Origin of the sequence: Sphingomonas yabuuchiae (genome assembly GCF_001477495.1) — a bacterium.
Lineage (GTDB): Bacteria > Pseudomonadota > Alphaproteobacteria > Sphingomonadales > Sphingomonadaceae > Sphingomonas > Sphingomonas yabuuchiae_A.
Map to the genome: position 1 here is coordinate 16590 of NZ_LDTF01000063.1, position 19448 is coordinate 36037.

Genomic DNA, 19448 nt, shown 5'->3' on the forward strand with positions numbered 1-19448 from the left:
CGACACTCAAACAAAAGGGCCGCCCCCTCACCGGGAGCGGCCCTGTTATCAGCCTATCGACGCGATCACGCCCCCAGCGGGCTCGGCGAGCCGAACGGCCCGCTGCCGCGCCGCGTCTTGGGGATCGAAGTCCCCGCCTTGGCGATCGGCGTCGCCTTGGCTTTCGGGTCGTCGCGACCGATATCGTCGCCCGCGATCAGCTTCTTGATCTCGTCGCCCGACAGCGTCTCATATTCGAGCAGCGCCCCGGCCAGCAGATGAAGCTGGTCGACATGCTCGGTCAGCACATGCTTGGCGCGGTGCAGACCGCCCTCGACGATCGACTTGATCTCGTCGTCGATCAGCTGCGCGGTCTGGTTGGACATGCGCACCGGCTGGCTGGACGAATAGCCCAGGAAGCTCTCGCCCTCCGGCTGGGCATATTCGACCGGGCCGACCTTGTCCGACATACCCCATTTGGTGACCATGTCGCGGGCCAGACCCGTGGCGTACTGGATGTCGCCGCTCGCGCCGCTCGACACCTTGTCATAGCCGAAGATGATCTCCTCGGCGACGCGGCCGCCCATGGCCACCGCCAGGTTCGCGTACATCTTGTCACGGTGATAGCTATACGAGTCACGCTCCGGCAGGCGCATCACCATGCCCAGCGCACGACCGCGCGGGATGATCGTCGCCTTGTGGATCGGGTCCGATGCCGGTTCGTGGAGTGCGATGATCGCATGGCCCGCCTCGTGATAGGCGGTCATCCGCTTTTCGTCCTCGGTCATGACCATGGAGCGGCGTTCCGCGCCCATCATGACCTTGTCCTTGGCTTCCTCGAACTCGGCATTGGCGACCAGGCGCTTGCCCTTGCGCGCCGCCATCAGCGCAGCCTCGTTGACGAGGTTGGCCAGATCGGCGCCCGAGAAGCCCGGCGTGCCGCGCGCTATGACACGGGCGTCGACGTCGGGGGCCAGCGGTACTTTCTTCATATGGACTTCGAGGATCTTCACGCGGCCGTCGATATCGGGACGCGGCACCACGACCTGGCGGTCGAAGCGGCCCGGACGAAGCAGCGCCGGGTCAAGCACGTCGGGACGGTTGGTCGCGGCGATGATGATGATGCCTTCATTGGCCTCGAAACCATCCATCTCGACCAGAAGCTGGTTCAGCGTCTGCTCGCGCTCGTCATTGCCATTGCCCAGGCCCGCACCGCGATGACGGCCGACAGCGTCGATTTCGTCGATGAAGACGATGCACGGCGCCGACTTCTTGGCCTGCTCGAACATGTCGCGCACGCGGCTGGCGCCGACGCCGACGAACATCTCGACGAAGTCCGAACCCGAAATTGTGAAGAAGGGCACGCCCGCCTCACCCGCGATCGCGCGGGCGAGCAGCGTCTTGCCGGTACCGGGCGAGCCGACCAGCAGCGCGCCCTTCGGGATCTTGCCGCCCAGCCGGGCGAACTTCGACGGGTCCTTCAGGAATTCGACGATTTCCTGCAGCTCTTCGCGCGCTTCGTCGATGCCGGCCACATCGTCGAACGTCACCTTGCCTTCCTTCTGGGTCAGCATGCGCGCGCGGCTCTTGCCGAAGCCCATCGCGCCGCTGGCGCCGCCGCCCTTCTGCATCTGGCGCAGCACGAAGAAGGCGATGCCGATGAACAGCAGGAACGGCAGCGAATTATAGAGCATCAGCATCCAGATGGACGGCCCTTCCTCGGTCTTCGCCGTGAAGGTCACGCCCTTTTCGCGCAGACGCGGAATCAGCTGCGAGTCGGGAACCGGGGTGGTGCGGAACTTCTCGCCCGAGGACAGCGTACCGGTGATCGACTCACGCGAAATCGTCGCGGTCTTCACCGTGCCTTCGTCCACCTTGTCCAGGAAGGTCGAATATTCGATCTGGTTGCCGCTCTGGGCCGAGGACCCCGCGCCCGACAGGCTGACGAACAGGGCGAGCGCCATCAGGATGCCCACCCAGATCAACAGGCTCTTCATCCAGGGGTTGCCGCCCCCATTGGGATCGGGGCTCTGCTGCTTGTCGTTGTCGTTCATCGGTGCCGGATACCTTTCGCTGCCAAGATAGGCATGGCGAGGTTAATGGCAATGGAACAAGACCGATCAATGTGATCGCGGTGGATGCATTCCTCCCCAAGCTATGCTTGGGAGGAATGGGGTCAGCCCGTCTTGCGCGGCGGGGCCGGGCGGAAGCGCCAGACGCCGGAACGAACGCTGGCGATCACGCCGGCCTGGGTCGCGCGGCTGCCCTGCGAAAGCGATTCGAGCAGCTTTTCGATATTGCTGCCCTCGCTCCATGCCGGGCTTTCGATCCCGGCGGCGGCACGGACCGTGCCAATCGCGCGGCGGGCCAGACGGCGGCCCAGCTCGCGCGGCAGGTCGGCCGCCTGGATGCGGACATTGTCGCCATCGATCTGCGCCCGGTCCTGCCAGAGCCAGTCGACCGTCGCGCGCAGGTCGGTATCCGCCTCAGCCAATTGCGCGGCCGCCCGGGCCAGCTGCGCGACGCCCAGCCATTCATGGCCGTCGAGCAACTGCCGGAAGCGCGTGCGGTCGTGGCGCGGGTCGTGATTGGCGGGATCGTCGACGAACGGAGCCTCGGCACGGCGCACGATCCGGCGCAGCTCGGCACGCCGCCAGTCGAGCAGCGGGCGCAGCACGGCCATATCGGCGATCACCGTCCGCGCCCGCACGCCCGACAGGCCCGACAGCCCTGCCCCACGCGCGGCGCGCATCAGGAAGGTCTCGGCCTGATCGTCGGCATGGTGCGCCGTCAGGATGGCCGCCGCCCCGATCGCGCGGGCCTGTGCGGCAAGCAGGGCATAGCGGACCTCGCGTGCCTGGGACTGGATGCTCGCCCCGGCGATCGGCGTTTCGGGGTAAAGGGCGTGATGCGGCACGCCCAATCTGGCGCAATGATCGGCCACCATCCGCACTTCGTCCGCCGCCTCGGGCCGCAGTCCATGGTCGACCGTCGCGACCGCGATCCGCCCGGGAAAGGCTGCCGCTGCCAGCGTCAGCATCGCCATGCTGTCGGGCCCGCCGGACACCGCCAGCAACAGCGGTGCCGCATCGGCATGGGGATCGTGAAGAAGCGTCAGATCGGCGACGAAGCGCGCAATCTGATCGTCGGCCGTGGCATCGGTGGCCATGATGCTCTCAAAACTGGTCAGGGATGCGCGCGCTCTGGCCCTTCCGCCGCACCAGTGCAAGAGGTTTCGTGGCTTTGTGCTTTCCTCCCCTCGCAGGGGAAGGGCTCGCATTGGTTCAAGACGATGTCCCCCCCTCGCAGGGGAGGACTATACATTACTGACACTTCGCCGCGCTGCGCCCGCTGGCGATCTGGCTCTTCATCGCGGCGGACAGCTTCGCGCCGTACACGTCGCTCAACTCGTCATAGACCTTGCAGGCATCGGCCGCCTTGTTGAGCTTGGTCAGCGCCTGACCCAGATAGAGCAGGCTGTCGGGCGCGCGCTCGCCGTCCGGGAATTTCTTGTAATTCTCGTAAAAGGCCATCGACGCCAGGCTGGGCTTGCCGGAGTCGAGATAGGTGCGACCCAGCAGGTTCTGGGCAAAGCTGGCGCGGCGGCTCTTGGGATAGTCGGCGACCATCTTCTTCAGCGCGGCTTCCGCTTCCGGATAGCGCTTGGCCTGCCACAGACGATAGCCATAGAGATAGGCGTCTTCCGCCGGATCGCCGGTCGAGGGTTTGTCGACCGCCGCCGCCGGGGTCGAGGTCGCAGTATCGCCCGTGACGACCGAGGGTGCCGCCGGGGTCTTGGTCGGGCGCGTCGATCCGCTGGCCGCGGCAGGCGCGGTCGCGTCGAGCGGTGCGCTCTGCCCGGCCGGGGCGATCGGCGCGGGGCCGGACTCCAGCGCCTTCAACCGTGCTTCGGTCGCGCGCTTATAGGCGTCGAACTGATCCTGAAGCTGGCGGGTGCGATACCCGTTCTGCTCGATCTGGCCGGTCAGTCCGGCCATCTGCTCCTCCAGCGACGTGACCCGGGAGGTCAGGTCCGACAGCGCGCTGGAGGCGGGAACGCCCGGCGCCTGGGCCTGGGTCTGCGGCGCGGTGATCTCCGGCTGGACATAGCCGCCCGCGCCGTTCGGGAAGACCTTGCGCTGGACCGCGCGCATCTCGCTTTCCAGCTTGCCGACCCGGCCCTCGACATTGGATTGGGCGATGGCGGCGGTCGGCAGGATCATCACGGCCGCGACCCCGGCCAGCAACAGGTTACGCATCGGTTTCACCCCCCGGTGGGCTGATTATGAAAGGGACAGGGCCACCCTGCCCTGCCCCGGCTGTCTCCAGCCTGAAGATTTCCGCTTCTTACAGATCCGCCGGTGCCGTGGCGGCCGGCGAAGGCGACGGCGCAGGTGCCGTCAGGGCATTGCCGCCCGTCTCGCCGCTCGTGCTGCGCGTCGAACGACGCTCCGTCCGTTCGCGCAGCGGGGCAAGCACGGTCGGCGTCGGCACGGCGGCCGGTGCGGGAGCACCCGACAGCCGCGCACCGATCGCCTGCGGATCGAGCCGCACATCCTTGATCGCGCGCGAGCCGTCACCCAGCGGCGGGATCGGCTTGCCGTCCAGCGTCACGCTCAGCTTGTCGGGGCGACCGACATTCAGCAGCGGCCCCTTGGCGGTGGCGGGCACCTCATAGCTTTCGCCGGGCTTCAGCGTGCCCATCTTCAGCGTGACATTGTCGGCGTCATAGACGCGCAGCCACACCTCGCCATTGGCGGTCAGTACGACCTTGCCCGTCGTCACCGGAGTTGGGCTGGGTGCCGGCGTGGGGGCGGGCGCGGAGGTATTGGTCAGCGGGGTCGCGGCGGGCACCTCCTGCGCGGTGCGGTCGCGGCGGAACAGATCGGTTCCGTACCACAGCCCCGCAATGACGAGCAGCGCCAGCGCCAGGCCGACCCCGACGATTGCCAGTCCGCGCGACGGCACGCGCGCCGGATCGGCGATGTCCTGCGGCACATATTCGGTCACGCGGCGGCCCAGCCTGTCGACATCGGCGCGCACCGCCTGCGCGATCGCGACCTCGTCCGCACCGACCGCGCGGGCATAGGCCTTGGCGAAGCCGACCGCATAGGTGGCCGACGGCAGGCTCTGATAATCGGATGCCTCGATCGCCGCGAGATGGCGGCTGGGGATGCGCGTGCGCGCACCGATATCGCCCAGCGATAGCCCCTGCGCCTCGCGCGCCGTGCGCAGGACGTCACCGGCGCGGGCAGGTGCCGCCGGTGCGGCATCGTGGCCGGGATTGACCTCGTCCATTCTCAACTCCGAAGCGACCATGGCCCACCCCATGATCGCGGTCGTTCTTTCAGACGGCTGGGATCAAGTCAACGCGGACACCTGACCTGGATCAGGCCAATTCCACACCGTTCGTCGCAGCCCAGGCACCAAGCGCCCCACGCATGTCACGCACCGGATGGGCGAGCAGCCGGGCCATCTCGGCCGTGATCGCGTCCCGGTCGAGCGAGCGGATCATCGCCTTGACCGGACCGACCGCCGCCGGGGTGATCGACAGCCGGTCGATGCCGAGCCCGATCAGCGCCATCGCCTCCAGCGGACGCCCGCCCATCTCGCCGCACACGCCGACCCGCACCCCCGCCGCACGCGCAGGCTCGACCACCCGGCGCAGGAAGCGCAGGATCGAGGGGCTCAGCCAGTCATAGCGCTCGGCGAGCTTGGGGTTCGCACGGTCGGCGGCGAACAGGAACTGGGTCAGGTCGTTGGTGCCGATCGACAGGAAATCGACGTTCGGCAGGATCAGGTCGAGCTGTTCGGCGAGCGCGGGCACTTCCAGCATCGCGCCATAGCGCACCTCCAGCGGAAGGCGGCGCCCGCGCGAACCCAGCCAGGCCCGCTGCGCCTCGAACAGGGCCTTGGCCTCGTCGAATTCCCAGGCCTCGGACACCATCGGGAACATGACGTGCAGGGTGCGCCCCGCCCCCGCCTCGATCAGCGCGCGCGCCTGCGCCTTCATCAGGCCATCGCGCTCCAGCGCTAGGCGCAGCGCGCGCCAGCCCATCGCCGGGTTCTCCTCGTCGCCCGGATCGGTGTTGAGATAGGGCAACGCCTTGTCCCCGCCGATATCGATGGTGCGGAACACGACCGGCCGGTCGCCCGCCGCCTCCATCACGTCGCGGTAGAGCCGCTGCTGCCGCTCGCGCTGAGGCAGGGTGGCGGACACCAGGAACTGGAACTCGGTGCGGAACAGGCCGATCCCGTCCGCCCCCGTCGTGTCGAGCGCGGCGGCATCGTCGCGAAGGCCCGCATTGACCATCAGGGTGACACGGTGGCCGTCCTTCGTCACCGGCGGCACGTCGCGCAGCGCCGCAAAGGCCGCACGGCGCTTCTGCCGCAGCTCCAGCTTGGCGTCGAACGCCTCTTCCATCGCCGACGAGGGCCGGACGAGCACGCTGCCCTCCGACACGTCGAGCAGCAACTGGTCGCCGTCCGCGATCTGGCGACGCACGTCGCTGACCCGGCCCAGCACCGGCACACCCATCGCCCGCGCGACGATGATGACATGCGCGGTCAGCGACCCTTCCTCCAGGATCACGCCCTTCAGCCGCCGCCGGTCATATTCCAGCAGCTCGGCCGGGCCCAGGTTGCGCGCGATCAGGATGGTGTCCTGGCGCAGGCCCAGCTGTGCCGCCGTGCCCATCTGGCCCGACACGATGCGCAGCAGCCGGTTGGACAGGTCCTCCAGGTCGTGCATCCGGTCGGCGAGCAGCGGATCGTCGATCTGGCGCATCCGCTGGCGCGTCCGCTGCTGCACACGCTCGATCGCCGCCTCGGCGGTCAGGCCGCTGTCGATCGCCTCGTTGATGCGACGCGCCCACCCCTCGTCATAGGCGAACATCTTATAGGTCTCGATGACCTCGACATGCTCGCCCGCGACGCCGAACTCGGCCTCGCGCGCCATGCGGTCGATCTGTTCGCGCATCTTGTCGAACGCGGCATAGACGCGGCGACGTTCGGCATCGATGTCCTCGGCGACGGTATGTTCGACGACGATGCGTGGCTGGTGATAGACGGCAAAGCCGCTGCCCATGCCCTCGACCAGCTTCTGGCCCGACAGCCGGATCGTCGCGGTCATCTGCGGCCGCGTGCCCGCCGCCCCCGCCGCGTCGATCAGCCCGGCATTGGCGATCAATTCGGACAGGACCATCGCGACGGTCTGCAGCGCCTCGATCTCGACATCGGCATATTTGCGCGGTTCGCTGTGCTGGACCGCCAGCACGCCCACCGCCCGCTCGCGCCGGATGATCGGCACGCCCGCAAAGCTGTGGAAACGGTCCTCGCCCGTCTCGGGCTTATAGGCGAAGTCGGGATGGCTGGCCGCTTCGTCGAGGTTCAGCACCTCGACATCCTCGGCGATCGTGCCCACCAGCCCCTCACCCATCGCCAGCTTGGTGACGTGGACCGCCTCCTCGGCCAGACCGCGCGTCGCGAACAGTTCGAGCACGCCTTCGCGCAGCAGGTAGATCGAGCAGACCTCGCTCCCGATCGCCTCACCGATGATCTGGACCACCTGATTCAGCTTGGCCTGGGCGGGGGTGCGCGACGCCATGACGTCGTGCAGACGAACGAGGATCTCGCGGGCGGATGCGGCGGCCGAAACGGGCATGGACATAGGGCTAACAGACGGAATGCGGCGGTGTCATGCGCTAATATTGCACGTGCGTGCCTTTTGATGGCGACCGTTCAGACCAACACGCTGATCTGCATTACAAATCAATAGTTTAACGGGAACAGCGGACCATATGGTCGGTTGCCTCCCAGGTTCGTCACGGGAGAGCATCATGCCTAAAATCCTATCCGTCGCCCTGGTCCGGGGGATAGCCGCCACGCCGGTCGCCGCACAGACTCCACCACCCCCGCCTCCGGCCGCTGCCAAGGCGCAGGCGACCGCCTATGCGAAGGCGGCGGGCATGAGTGACCTGTACGAGATCACCTCCAGCAAATTGGCGCTGCAAAGGTCGCGCAACGACGATGTCCGGCGATTCGCCCAGATGATGATCGACCATCACACCCGGACGACCGCGGCCACCGTTCGCGCCGCCCGCCAGGACGGCCTGCCCCCGACCCCGCCCAGGCTCGGCGGAGCGGAAGCCTCGATCAGCGAGCTTCGTCGCGCCTCGGCCGACGCATTCGACCGCCTGTATATCGGCCAGCAACTGCCCGCGCATCAGGCCGCGCTCGATCTGCACCAGAGCTTCGCCGCGAACGGCGACCGCCCCGCGCTGAAAGCCAGTGCGCAGGCCGCGGTGCCCATCGTCCAGCAGCATATCCAGATGCTGCAACAGATGCCGCGCTGAGGCGGCACCGTCGGGGCAGGGAGAAGGCCTGCGAGGTGCACGGACTGACGGAGGGGTGTCCCGATCAGCGCGAACGCCCCTTCGTCAAGCTGCTGCCCGGACCGCTGCCCGCCGTACCGACGCCGCTATTCCTCGACCTGCAACAGGCAGACCTGTGAGGGATGAAGCGTCGAAGATAGGGGGGATGGCGCACCCGACAGGATTCGAACCTGTGGCCTCTGCCTTCGGAGGGCAGCGCTCTATCCAGCTGAGCTACGGGTGCGTGGGCTGGCCGGTTAGCATCGCCCGCTACCCTGCGCCAGTCCTTTTTATGCGGCGGCCGCTTTTCCGCTCTTGGCGACAGGGGCAGGCGTCTTGGGACGGTAGGCGCACAGATCCTCGACCGGACAGCGCCAGCATTCGGGCCGCCGGGCCTTGCAGATATAGCGGCCGTGCAGGATCAGCCAGTGATGCGCGTGGAGCCGGAACGGAGCGGGCGTCGCCTTGTCCAGCTTCAGTTCGACCGCCAGCACGGTTTTTCCCTTGGCCAGGCCGGTACGGTTGCACACGCGGAAGATATGGGTGTCGACCGCAAAGGTCTCGTGCCCGAAGGCGGTGTTCAGCACGACATTGGCGGTCTTGCGTCCGACGCCGGGAAGCCGCTCCAGCGCCGCGCGATCCTCGGGCACTTCGCCGCCATAGTCGTCGACCAGCATTTGGGACAGGGCGATGACGTTCTTGGCCTTGGTGTTGAACAGGCCGATCGTCTTGATGTGTGCTTTGAGCCCTTCCTCGCCCAGGTCGAGCATCTTCTGCGGCGTATCGACCTCAGCGAACAGGGCGCGCGTCGCCTTGTTCACCCCGATATCGGTCGCCTGCGCCGACAGCGCGACCGCGACGACCAGCGTGTAGGGATTGCGATACTCCAGCTCGGTCTCGGGATGCGGGTTCGCCTCCGCCAGCCGGTGATAGAATTCGACGATGTCCGCCTTCTTCATGGCGCTTACAGCCCCAGCACGTCGCCCATGCGATAGCGGCCCGGCGCCTGCCCCGCGAGCCACAGCGCCGCGCGCACCGCGCCGCGCGCGAAGATGGTGCGGTCCTGCGCGAAATGGCCGAGCGTCACCCGCTCGCCCTCGCCCGCGAAGATCACCTCATGGTCGCCGATCACCGAGCCGCCGCGCAAAGCCGCCAGGCCGATCGTGCCCTCGGTGCGCGCGCCGACCAGTCCGGCGCGGCCATCGACGCGCAGCTCGGACAGCGGATGCCCCCGCCCCGCCGCCGCCGCCTCGCCCAGCAGCAGTGCGGTGCCCGACGGCGCGTCGACCTTGTGCCGATGATGCATCTCGGTGATCTCGATATCCCAGTCGGTGCCCAGCCGCGCCGCCGCCTCGCGCACCAGATTGGCGAGCAGCGTGATGCCGAGCGAGGTGTTGCCGGTCTGGAGCACCGCGATCTCGGTCGCCGCGGCGTCGATCGCAGCATGCTGCGTAGGGGAAAGGCCGGTGGTGCCGATCACGATGGGGGTCCGCGCCGCCCGTGCGGCCGCCAGATGCACGTCGAGCGCGCCTGCGATCGAGAAGTCGACCAGCACATCGGCGGCCTTGGCCAGCGCGTCCGGGTCGTCACGCGAATCGCAGCCACCCGCCAGCGTTGCGCCCTCACCCTCGATCAGGTCCGCGATCGCCCGGCCCATGCGCCCGGCGCTGCCGTAGATACCGATGGCGGTCATGCGGGGATTCCGGTGGCGAAGCGGTAGAAGATCGTCATGCGGCGTTCCTTGGCACAGGTCCGGGCGAAGGGAAACCGACGGTTAGCCATGGCGGAACGGATCGGCGATCATTGGCGCTGCGGGTCGGATAACTTTTTATTGCCAAACCCGCTGCCGAGCCGATGGTCCGTGATGAAAAGCGTCCACTGCCACTCATCGACTGTCGAAAACGCGAGATGTCCAGTAAGGTCCCTGCTTCTGGATCACCACAACCCCCAACCTCGCAAGCCGAACCCCGTCACGGAATTCATCGGAGGTATTAACGAAGGAATTTATGATGTCAGGAATGGGACAGTTGCGGCTGTTAAGGCCACATTGCTCAAGAAGATGAATGTGACCAACATTCGCGTAAAGGTGGTGAAGCCATGATCGCCATGCAGATTGCCCATATCATAGCCGATTACGTCGTGTTCCTCGACCTTACCGATGACGATGAACTCGATCCGGATATCGCCGTGAAGATGATGGAAAGCCTTGCCGGCCAACTCGAAGAACTGGATCGAGGTTTTCTCCGTCAGCTGGTCGACGCGTTTGCGGTCATTGCCGCCGATTATAGCGGTGAAGCCCAACAGGTGGTGCGCGACATCCCGTACAGCTTCTATCTTGAAGAGGTACTCGCAGCAGACGATCCTGTAAGGCTGGCAGAGTTGGATGCGATACGCGAAGCACGAGAATGATCGGGAAGAAGCAAAGCGAAAGGCCGATGCAGATACGCGCCACCCACAACATCGTCATCCTGACCGGCGCGGGTATCTCCGCCGAGTCCGGTATCGCCACCTTTCGCGGACCGGGCGGCCTGTGGGAGGGACACCGGGTCGAGGATGTCTGCACGCCCGAGGCGCTTGCCGCCGATCCTGAGCTTGTCCACCAGTTCTACGATCTGCGGCGGGCGGGGTTGGCCAGCGTCGAGCCCAACGCAGCACACGCGGCGCTGGCGCGGCTGGACCGGGAATGGCCGGGCGCGTTGCTGATCGTCACGCAGAATGTCGACGACCTGCACGAGCGGGCGGGGGCGCAGCGGATGCTGCATATGCATGGTGCACTGAAGCAGGCGCTGTGTGCGGCGTGCGGCGCGCGGTTCGACTGGGCGGACGACCTGCCGCCCGGCACATCCTGTCCCGCCTGTGCCGCGCCGCGCCTGCGGCCCGACATCGTGTTCTTCGGCGAGATCCCGTACCATATGGACCGGATCGAGGCGGCGTTGGCGCAGGCCGATCTATTCGTGTCGATCGGCACCTCGGGTGCGGTCTATCCGGCAGCCGGGTTCGTTCGGCTGGCGAGCGCTTACGGCGCGGCGACGCTGGAGCTTAATCTCGAACGGTCGGAGGGCAGCGGCTGGTTCGACGAGAGCCGCCTGGGCCCCGCCAGCCAGCTGGTACCCCAATGGGTGGAGGAGATGCTCAGCCGGTGACCGGCACGATGACCTCGCGGGCACGCGGCGCCAGCCGCTCGACCGCCGGGCCCAGAAGACCACGCGCGGTCACCAGCACGCCGAACGCGCGCGGATCGGGCTTGTTGAACAGCAGGGGCTGGCCCAGTGCATCGGCGACCCCTGCCCCCGCTTCGGACGCGATCAGCGCGGCGGCGGCGATATCCCACTCATTGCCCCAGCGCAGCGTCGCGACCAGATCGGCCTCGTCGGCGGCGACCATGGCGATGCGCAAAGCGATCGAATTGGGCTTGAACACCGCGACCAGATCGCGGTCCGCCTTGGGCAGCGCATCGACGGGCACGCGCGCGCCCGGCATCTGGTGGCAATAGCCCGCGCTCAGCGCACTGCCGTTGCGGGTCGCGCCATGCCCCGCCTGCGCGAGCCACAGCTCGCCGCGCGCGGGCGCGGCCAGCACGCCGATCACCGGCACACCGTCCTCGACCAGCGCCACCGACACCGCCCAGCCCTCGCGCCCCCGGATATAGTCGCGGGTGCCGTCGATGGGGTCGACCACCCAGACCCGCCGCGCCGCCAGCCGGTCGGGCTTGTCCGCCGTCTCCTCCGACAGCCAGCCCGCGTCGGGGAGCAGCGCGTGGAGCCGGGCATAAAGCATCCGGTCGACATCCAGGTCGACCTCGCACACCGGGCTTCCCGGCGTCTTTTCCCATTGCCGGAAATCGGTGCGCCAGCGGGCGAGCGCCATCGCCGCCGCCTCACGCGCCGCCGCCACGACGGCCGAGATAAGGTCCGGCGGGATCAGCTCAGCTGCTGGCAACCGTCATTCCATCGATGCGCAGGGTCGGCACATTGACGCCGTAGCGGAATTCCAGATCGTTGGCCGGGGTCATGCCGAGGAACATATCCTTCAGATTGCCTGCCACGGTGAACTCCGCAACCGGCTCGGCGATCCGCCCGTTCACGATCCGAAAGCCCGCCGCGCCCCGGCTATAGTCCCCGGTGACGGGGTTCACGCCGCTACCGATCAGTTCCGTGACATAGACGCCGTCGGCGATGTCGGCGATCAGCGTGTCCACCGGTACGCGGCCCGGCGCCATGAACAGGTTGCTGGTCGACACGCCCGGCCCGCCGCCTGTGCCACGTGCGGCATGGCCGGTCGGCTCCAGCCCCAGCTGCCGGGCCGAGGCGGAGTCGAGCAGCCAGGTTTCCAGCACCCCGTCCTCGACGATGGCGGTCGGCGACACCGCCAGCCCTTCGCCATCGAAGGGGCGCGAGCGCAGGCCGTGCGGGCGATGGGGATCGTCCTCGATCCGGATGCCCGCCGCCATCACCCGCTCGCCCAGACAGTCGAGCAGGAAGCTGGTTCGCCGCGTGATCGCCGCCCCCGCGATCGCCGAGACGAGATGACCGACCAACGACGATCCGACGCGCGGGTCATAGACGACCGGCATCGCGCCGCTCGCCAGCTTGGCCGGGTTGAGCCGCGCCACGGTCCGCTCGCCCGCACGGATGCCGATCGCCTCGGGGCTTTCGAGCAGGCGGCGCAGGCGCGCGCCATGATGGGCATAGTCGCGCTGCATGTTCGCACCCTCGCCCGCCACCACGCTGACCGACACGCCGTAGCCGGTGGCGGCATAGCCCGCCGCGAAGCCATGGCTGGTCGCCAGCGCCGAGACGACCCGCGAGGCCGACGCCCCCGCCCCTTCCGAATTGGTCACGCCCGCTACGGCACGGGCCGCTTCCTCCGCCTCCAGCGCGGCGGCACGCAACGCCTCGGGCGCGACCTCGCCGCCATCGTCCAGGTCGAGCATTGGCGGAGCACCGTGCATCAGCCGCTCTTCGGGTGCCAGTCCGGCCCAGCGGTCCTCCGGCGCTTCCCGCGCCATGGCGACGGCGCGCTCGACGGCGAGGGTCATCGCATCGCCCGACAGGTCCGAGGTCGAGACGCTGGCCGAGCGCCGCCCGACAAAGACGCGCAGCCCCAGTTCCTCGCTCTCCGACCGGCCGACATCCTCCAATGCGCCCAGGCGCACCGAAACTTCCAGCGCGGCGTCGGCGGCAAAGACCGCGTCGGCGGCGTCGGCTCCGGCGGCGCGGGCACGGGCAACGATGTCGGCGGCCCGGTCGCGGGCCTGTTCGGGGGTCAGCATGGGTCAGGACTTAAGGACGCTTGGTCGGGGATGCCAGTGTTTGTCGCATCGCCGTGGCGAGTTCCGCGCCCCCGCCTTCGCTTCGGCCGATCGCCGACCTTCGCTGAACCGTCGGGCGATCGGGACGTTGATCCGCCATGTCCCCGCCGCCGCCCCATCGACGCCCCGTTTACCAGAGGGGAACGCTGCGCCTGTCCGTCGGGCGCGCGGTCGACATGCGGCTGAAGCTGCACCTCACCAGTGGCGGATTGCTGGCGGTCGGCGGGCTCGTCTCTTCGATTCTGTTGTCGACGGCCGTGCTCGTCGGGGTCGCGACACGGCATTTACCCCGTCGCGATCAGCCATAGGCCCAGTCGAGCGGGCTTACGCCTTGCTCAGCATCTTTTCGGCGCTGGTCTTCACGAATTCGCCGATCGGCCCCGCCATCATCGACAGCATCATCGGGATCGCCACCGTGCCGCGAAGCGCCGTGTCGGCGATCTCCATATCCGCCTTCACCGTCTGGCCCATGGCGATGATGGTCAGGATCAGGCGATCCTCGGCGGGCCATTCCGACGACACCTGGCCGCCACCGGGAATTTTCGCTTCCAGCTTGGGGAGCCCCTGCTCGATCCGGCGCCGCGCTTCGGCATGACCCAGAGAGTGGGGGATGTCGAAATTGACCGATGCCATCAGTAGAAACTCTTTCTCATTCGGGAATGAGGTTCGAGTGACCGGGATTGCCATGGGGGTCAAGAGCGTGCGACGAAATATTATATCACTCGCACATTCCGAATATGTCGGAAGTTGGAGCGGGTAACGGGAATCGAACCCGTGTATTCAGCTTGGAAGGCTGCTGCACTACCATTGTGCTATACCCGCTCAAGTCCAGCGCCGCTGATCGACCCTAGCCGATTGGCGGGGATGGTGGAAGGGACTGGATTCGAACCAGTGTACGCTCACGCGGGCAGATTTACAGTCTGCTGCCTTTAACCACTCGGCCACCCTTCCGGGGTGTCACTCCATCGGAGCGAGGCGCGCCCAATGCCGAAGCTCGCGCGGCCTGTCAACGCCGATTTGTACGATTTTCGTCAGCCATGCCTGATCGGGTTGCTTGCATGTCGCGCAATCGGGACATAGCCTTTGACCCATTCAGGAAGACACCGGGGGAAAATATCATGATGCGCCCATCCTTGCTCGCCGCGGTCGCGGCGGCCGCGTTGTTGCCTGTCGCGATGGCGGACGCGCAGGACCGAAATGCCGCCAACCGGCTGATCGACGAGGGTATGAACCACAGCCAGGTCATGCAGACCGTGCAGCATCTGACCGACGTGATCGGGCCGCGCATGACCAATAGCCCGGCGATGCGCACCGCCGAAGGCTGGACCGCCGAGCAGTTCGCGAAATGGGGGCTGAAGAACGTCCACAAGGAAGGCTTCGCCTTCGGGCGCGGCTGGTCGATCGAGCGGGCCAGCGTGCGCATGGTATCGCCCCGCCCGCTGCAGCTGACCGCCATCCCCATCGCCTGGACGCCCGGCACCAACGGCGCGGTGACCGCCCCCGTCATCGTCGCGCCGATGAAGCGCGAGCGCGACTTCGACAAATGGCGCGGCCAGTTGCGCGGCAAGATCGTCATGGTGTCGATGCCCGGCACCGGCGACGAGCAGACCAGCGCCCCCTTCCGCCGTCTGACCGGCGAGGACATCTCGAAGCTCGACGTCTATGTACAGCCCGAGCATGATCCGGAAAGCGCCGACCGGCGGTTGAAGCGGCTGGACTTCGCGCAGAAGCTCGACGCCTTCCTGAAGGCCGAGGGCGCGGTGGCGTACGTCACCCAGAGCTACCGCGACGGCAAGCTGGTCCACGGCGAGGGCTATCTGTTCGGGCGTGGCGAGACGCCCGCCGTCCCCGGCATCGAGCTGGCCGCAGAGGATTATCGCCGGCTCGCGCGCCTGACCAGGACCGGCCCCGCGCCGACGATCGAGGTGCTGAGCGACGTCCGCTACGACGACAGCGACGTCAACGCCTACAACATCATCGCCGAAATCCCGGGCACCGACCCCAAGGCGGGTTATGTGATGGCGGGCGCGCATCTCGACAGCTGGGTCGCGGGCGACGGCGCCTCCGACAATGCGGCGGGCAGCGCGATGATCATGGAGGCCGCGCGTATCCTGGCCGCCACCGGCCAGCGTCCCAAGCGCACTATCCGCTTCGCGCTCTGGTCGGGCGAGGAGCAGGGCATCCTGGGCTCCATGGCCTATGTCGAGCAGCATCTGGCGTCGCGCGGTCGCCCCGACGACGCGCCGCAATCGGGCCTGAAGCGTTATTATGGCTGGACCAATCGCTGGCCGATCACGCCGAAGCCGGGTTACGGCGACCTGGCGGCCTATTTCAACATCGACAATGGCTCGGGCAAGCTGCGCGGGATCTATGCCGAGAACAACCCGGCGGCGGTGCCGATGCTGAAGGAATGGCTGTCGCCCTATGCGTCGCTGGGCGCGGGTAACGTCGTGCAGCGGACAACGGGCGGCACCGACCATGTCTTCATGCAGGCGGTCGGCGTGCAGGGCTTCCAGTTCATCCAGGATCCGCTGGATTATGGCAGCCGCACGCATCACAGCTCGGCCGATACCTTCGATCATCTGAAGGCCGACGATATGCGCCAGGCCTCGGTCGTGCTCGCCGGGGTCTTGCTCGCGGCGGCGAATGCGGACAAGGCATTGCCGCGCCCGCCGGTGCCGACGCAACCGGCGACGACCAAGCCCTTTGACTACACGGACAACGACGACTGATGGCACGCCGAGGACATCGCCCCAGCCAGGCTTCATCCAACCGCCCCCGCTTCTGGGGACGGCATGCGGTGACGGCGGCGCTCGCCAACCCGAACCGGACGGTGCGCAAGATTTGGGGCACGCGCGAGGCGCTGGCCGCGCTCAACCTGCCGCCGGTCCTGCCGGTCACCTTTGCCGATGTCGCCGATCTGGGCCGTCTGGTCCCCGCCGACGCGCCGCACCAGGGGCTGGTGGCCGAGGTCGATCCGCTGGAGGATATCTGGCTGGGCGACCTGCTGCATGAGGCACAGGATAACCAGCGGCCGCTGGTGGTGCTGGACCAGGTGACCGACCCGCACAATGTCGGCGCGATCCTGCGGTCGGCCGCCGCCTTCGACGCGGTGGGCATCGTGACCCAGGACCGCCATGCGCCGCCCGAATCGGGCACGGTCGCCCGCTCGGCCAGCGGCGCGCTGGAAACGGTGCCGTGGGTGCGCGTGGTGAACCTGGCGCGCGCGCTGGAGGAGATCGCGGAAGCGGGCTTCTGGCGCATCGGCCTGACCGGCCATGCGAACCAGACGCTGGCCCAGGCGATGGGTACGCAGCGCATCTGCATCGTGCTGGGCGCCGAGGGCGAAGGCATGCGCCAGAATACCGAGGCGCATTGCGACGAACTCGCCAAGCTGCCGATCAGCCCGAAGGTGGAGAGTCTGAACGTCTCCAACGCGGCGGCGATCGCGCTGTACGCAGTGGCGGCGCGGTGATTTTCCGGGCGGCGGGGGTGGACCCTGCCGCCTTTTTTTTGCGCGCAGAGGCGCGGAGGGCGCAGAGAGTGTGTCCGTGGCGCAGGTCCCGGCGTGCGTCAGCGTGAACGGCTGTTGTTACGCGTGGCCACCATTCCCCTCCTCCGTTCAGCCTGAGCGAAGTCGAAGGCTACGGGAAGGCATGTGCTCTTGGCACATTTCCAGCGTAGGCCTCGACTTCGCTCAGCCTGAACGGAGGTTGGTTCAATTGCCCCTCCACCACCGCTTCGCGGCGGTCCCCCTCCCCAAGCACGGCTTGGGGAGGAATGGCGGTAGCCCACGATCAATCCTCCCCATCTCCGATGGGGAGGGGGACCGCTCGCGAAAGCGAGTGGTGGAGGGGCGCCCCCTCCCCGGCCTCACCAACCCTGCGGCTTGCCCTTGTTCTGCTGGTCCAGCCAGACTTTCAGCGGGGCGAAATATTCGACCAGCGCCTTGCCCGACATCTCGCGGCTGCCGGTGAACACCTGAAGCGCGTCCGGCCAGGGCTTGGACTGGCCCATGGCCAGCATCGCGTTCAGCTTCTTGCCGACCTCCTTGTTGCCATAGAAGGAGCAGCGGTAGAGCGGCCCCTTCCACCCGGCCTGCTGGCACGCCGCCTTGTAGAACTGGAATTGCAGCACCCGCGCCAGGAAATAGCGCGCATAGGGCACGCCCGCCGGAATGTGGTACTTCGCACCCGGATCGAACTTCGTCTCGTCACGCGAGACCGGCGGCACCACGCCCTGATATTTCAGGCGCAGCGCGTCCCAGCCCGCCTGATACTGGCTGGCCGGAATCTGGCCGGAGAACACGCCCCAACGCCACTTGTCGATCAGCAGGCCGAAGGGCAGGAACGCCACCTTGTCCATCGCCTGACGCAGCAACAGACCGATATCCTTGTCGGCGCTCGGCACCTTGGCAGGGTCGAGCAGGCCGATCTTCACCAGATAATCGGGCGTGATCGACAGCGCGACGGTGTCGCCGATCGCTTCGTGGAAGCCGTCATTCGCGCCGTTCTTGTAGAGGAAGGGCTGATCCTTGTACGCGCGCTGGTAATAGTTATGCCCCAGCTCGTGATGGATGGTCACGAAGTCGTCGGCATTGACCTTCGTGCACATCTTGATCCGGATATCGTCCTTGTTGTCGATATCCCAGGCCGAGGCGTGGCAGATTACTTCGCGGTCGGCGGGCTTCACGATCTGCGAGCGTTGCCAGAAGGTCTGCGGCAGGGGCGCGAAGCCCAGCGAGGAGTAGAAGCCCTCGCCCGCCTTCACCATCTTGATCGGGTCATACCCCTTGGCCTTCAGCAAGTCGCCGGTGTCGTATCCGACATCGCCCGCCCCCTTGGGTGCGACCAGGTCATAGATATTGCCCCATTCCTGCGCCCACATATTGCCGAGCAGGTCGGCACGGATCGGGCCGGTCCTGGCCTGCACCGCGTCGCCATATTTTTCGTTCAGCTTCCAGCGGACATAAGTGTGGAGCGCCTTGTACAGCGGCTCCAGCTCGCCCCAGATACGGTCGGTGACCTGCGCGAACTGCTCCGGCGACATGTCATAGCCCGAGCGCCACAGCGATCCGGCATCGACATAACCCAGTTCCTTGGCGCCCTGGTTGGCCAGCGCGGTCATCTGGGCATAATCCGCCCGCATCGGCGCGCCGACATTGTCATGCCAGCTGACCCACATCTCCTTCAAGCGGGCGGGATCGCGCTCGCTGCCCATGGCGGCCTCGATATCCGATCCGTTCATCGGCTGGCCGTTCAGCACGCCCTTGCCCTTGCCATAGGAGGAGGACATGCGCGTGGTCAGCATCGACAGCTGCGCCGAGGCTCCCGGCGTGGTCGGCGCGGGCAAGGTGATCCCGCCGCGCAACAGGTCGAGTTTGCGCTTGGTGTCATAGGACAGGCCCGGCAATGCCTGATAGCGGGCCGCCCCCAAGCCGTAGCGGACGGCGAGATCGGTCATCTCCGCGCCCGACGCGGCGGCGAGCGCATCGGTATCGTCGGTGATATAGGTCGCATTGACCCAGGCCACCTGCTGCGCCCCGACCGATTTTTCGGCCAGCGTCTTCTCGGCCTCGGCCACGAAGGCATCCGCCCCGGCGACGGTCGCGGGCGGCTGGGTCGCCGGCGTAGCAGGCGCGGCAGTCTGGGCCTGTGCGGCACCGGCCAATACAAAGGCGAGTACGGTGCCGGAAACGGCGGAACGGATCATGCTATCCCCCTAACGTTCTGAAACGCCCTCGAAACGGGGCGGATGGCGCGCAGTTGCGCGGCTTTGGCCGCCGC

General features: G+C 67.2%; 17 protein-coding genes and 3 tRNA genes. 6 read left to right on the plus strand and 14 right to left on the minus strand.

From position 1 onward, the window contains the following. Positions 1–65: 65 nt before the first annotated feature. The 5 genes from ftsH to ptsP form a co-directional block, all read right to left on the minus strand. Complete coding sequence (gene ftsH / locus NS355_RS11710; protein WP_058745880.1) at positions 66–2033, minus strand: ATP-dependent zinc metalloprotease FtsH; 1968 nt, start codon at positions 2031–2033, stop codon at positions 66–68. Between the two features lie 122 nt (positions 2034–2155). Then, positions 2156–3148: a tRNA lysidine(34) synthetase TilS gene (tilS, locus tag NS355_RS11715; RefSeq protein WP_058745881.1), complete on the minus strand. Its 993-nt coding sequence runs from the start codon at positions 3146–3148 to the stop codon at positions 2156–2158. A 154-nt stretch (positions 3149–3302) separates the two neighbouring features. Next, complete coding sequence (locus NS355_RS11720) at positions 3303–4238, minus strand: tetratricopeptide repeat protein (protein ID WP_058745882.1); 936 nt, start codon at positions 4236–4238, stop codon at positions 3303–3305. Between the two features lie 88 nt (positions 4239–4326). After that, a complete protein-coding gene (locus NS355_RS11725; protein ID WP_153008202.1) occupies positions 4327–5298 on the minus strand; it encodes a helix-turn-helix domain-containing protein in 972 nt (323 codons plus the stop codon). Between the two features lie 70 nt (positions 5299–5368). After that, positions 5369–7642 (minus strand): phosphoenolpyruvate--protein phosphotransferase, encoded by a 2274-nt coding sequence (gene ptsP, locus NS355_RS11730; RefSeq protein WP_058745923.1) that lies wholly within the window; start codon positions 7640–7642, stop codon positions 5369–5371. A 175-nt stretch (positions 7643–7817) separates the two neighbouring features. Here ptsP and NS355_RS11735 point away from each other — a divergent pair, with 175 nt between their 5' ends. Next, complete coding sequence (locus NS355_RS11735) at positions 7818–8333, plus strand: DUF4142 domain-containing protein (protein ID WP_058745884.1); 516 nt, start codon at positions 7818–7820, stop codon at positions 8331–8333. 35 nt (positions 8334–8368) lie between these two features. Further along, positions 8369–8491, plus strand: a complete 123-nt coding sequence (locus tag NS355_RS19420) for a hypothetical protein (protein ID WP_275934725.1) — start codon at positions 8369–8371, stop codon at positions 8489–8491. 27 nt (positions 8492–8518) lie between these two features. Here NS355_RS19420 and NS355_RS11740 read toward each other — a convergent pair. The 3 genes from NS355_RS11740 to dapB all read right to left on the minus strand — a co-directional run bounded on the left by NS355_RS11740 (position 8519) and on the right by dapB (position 10044). After that, positions 8519–8595, minus strand: a tRNA-Arg gene (locus tag NS355_RS11740). Between the two features lie 46 nt (positions 8596–8641). Next, a complete protein-coding gene (nth, locus tag NS355_RS11745; RefSeq protein ID WP_058745885.1) occupies positions 8642–9310 on the minus strand; it encodes an endonuclease III in 669 nt (222 codons plus the stop codon). 5 nt (positions 9311–9315) lie between these two features. Continuing rightward, positions 9316–10044 carry a 4-hydroxy-tetrahydrodipicolinate reductase gene (gene dapB / locus NS355_RS11750; RefSeq protein WP_058745886.1) on the minus strand — a complete coding sequence of 243 codons (729 nt, stop codon included), beginning with the start codon at positions 10042–10044 and terminating at the stop codon, positions 9316–9318. Positions 10045–10448: 404 nt separating this feature from the next. On the opposite strand from dapB, the gene NS355_RS11755 reads away from it, so the two are divergent. Both NS355_RS11755 and NS355_RS11760 read left to right on the plus strand, forming a co-directional pair. Then, on the plus strand, positions 10449–10760 hold the full coding sequence (locus NS355_RS11755; RefSeq protein ID WP_058745887.1) for a hypothetical protein: 312 nt from the start codon (positions 10449–10451) through the stop codon (positions 10758–10760). 32 nt (positions 10761–10792) lie between these two features. After that, positions 10793–11494, plus strand: a complete 702-nt coding sequence (locus NS355_RS11760; RefSeq protein WP_058745924.1) for an NAD-dependent deacylase — start codon at positions 10793–10795, stop codon at positions 11492–11494. Here the strand turns inward: NS355_RS11760 and NS355_RS11765 are convergent. The 5 genes from NS355_RS11765 to NS355_RS11785 all read right to left on the minus strand — a co-directional run bounded on the left by NS355_RS11765 (position 11484) and on the right by NS355_RS11785 (position 14613). Beyond that, a complete protein-coding gene (locus NS355_RS11765; protein ID WP_058745888.1) occupies positions 11484–12290 on the minus strand; it encodes a 3'(2'),5'-bisphosphate nucleotidase CysQ in 807 nt (268 codons plus the stop codon). The genes NS355_RS11760 and NS355_RS11765 overlap by 11 nt on opposite strands. Next, complete coding sequence (locus NS355_RS11770; protein ID WP_058745889.1) at positions 12277–13623, minus strand: TldD/PmbA family protein; 1347 nt, start codon at positions 13621–13623, stop codon at positions 12277–12279. Before NS355_RS11770 ends, NS355_RS11765 begins: the two co-directional genes overlap by 14 nt. A 363-nt stretch (positions 13624–13986) precedes the next feature. Beyond that, positions 13987–14295 carry a polyhydroxyalkanoic acid system family protein gene (locus NS355_RS11775; RefSeq protein WP_042484120.1) on the minus strand — a complete coding sequence of 103 codons (309 nt, stop codon included), beginning with the start codon at positions 14293–14295 and terminating at the stop codon, positions 13987–13989. 115 nt (positions 14296–14410) lie between these two features. Next, a tRNA-Gly gene (locus NS355_RS11780) sits at positions 14411–14484 on the minus strand. A gap of 43 nt (positions 14485–14527) precedes the next feature. Further along, a tRNA-Tyr gene (locus tag NS355_RS11785) sits at positions 14528–14613 on the minus strand. Between the two features lie 170 nt (positions 14614–14783). Between NS355_RS11785 and NS355_RS11790 the strand changes: the two genes are divergently transcribed. Next, complete coding sequence (locus tag NS355_RS11790; RefSeq protein WP_058745925.1) at positions 14784–16394, plus strand: M20/M25/M40 family metallo-hydrolase; 1611 nt, start codon at positions 14784–14786, stop codon at positions 16392–16394. After that, positions 16394–17137, plus strand: coding sequence for a 23S rRNA (guanosine(2251)-2'-O)-methyltransferase RlmB (gene rlmB, locus NS355_RS11795; protein ID WP_058745890.1), 744 nt, complete (start codon positions 16394–16396; stop codon positions 17135–17137). The genes NS355_RS11790 and rlmB overlap by 1 nt, the downstream gene beginning before the upstream one ends. 398 nt (positions 17138–17535) lie before the next feature. Here rlmB and NS355_RS11800 read toward each other — a convergent pair whose 3' ends face one another. Continuing rightward, positions 17536–19374, minus strand: a complete 1839-nt coding sequence (locus NS355_RS11800; RefSeq protein WP_058745891.1) for a M2 family metallopeptidase — start codon at positions 19372–19374, stop codon at positions 17536–17538. Between the last annotated feature and the right edge of the window lie 74 nt (positions 19375–19448).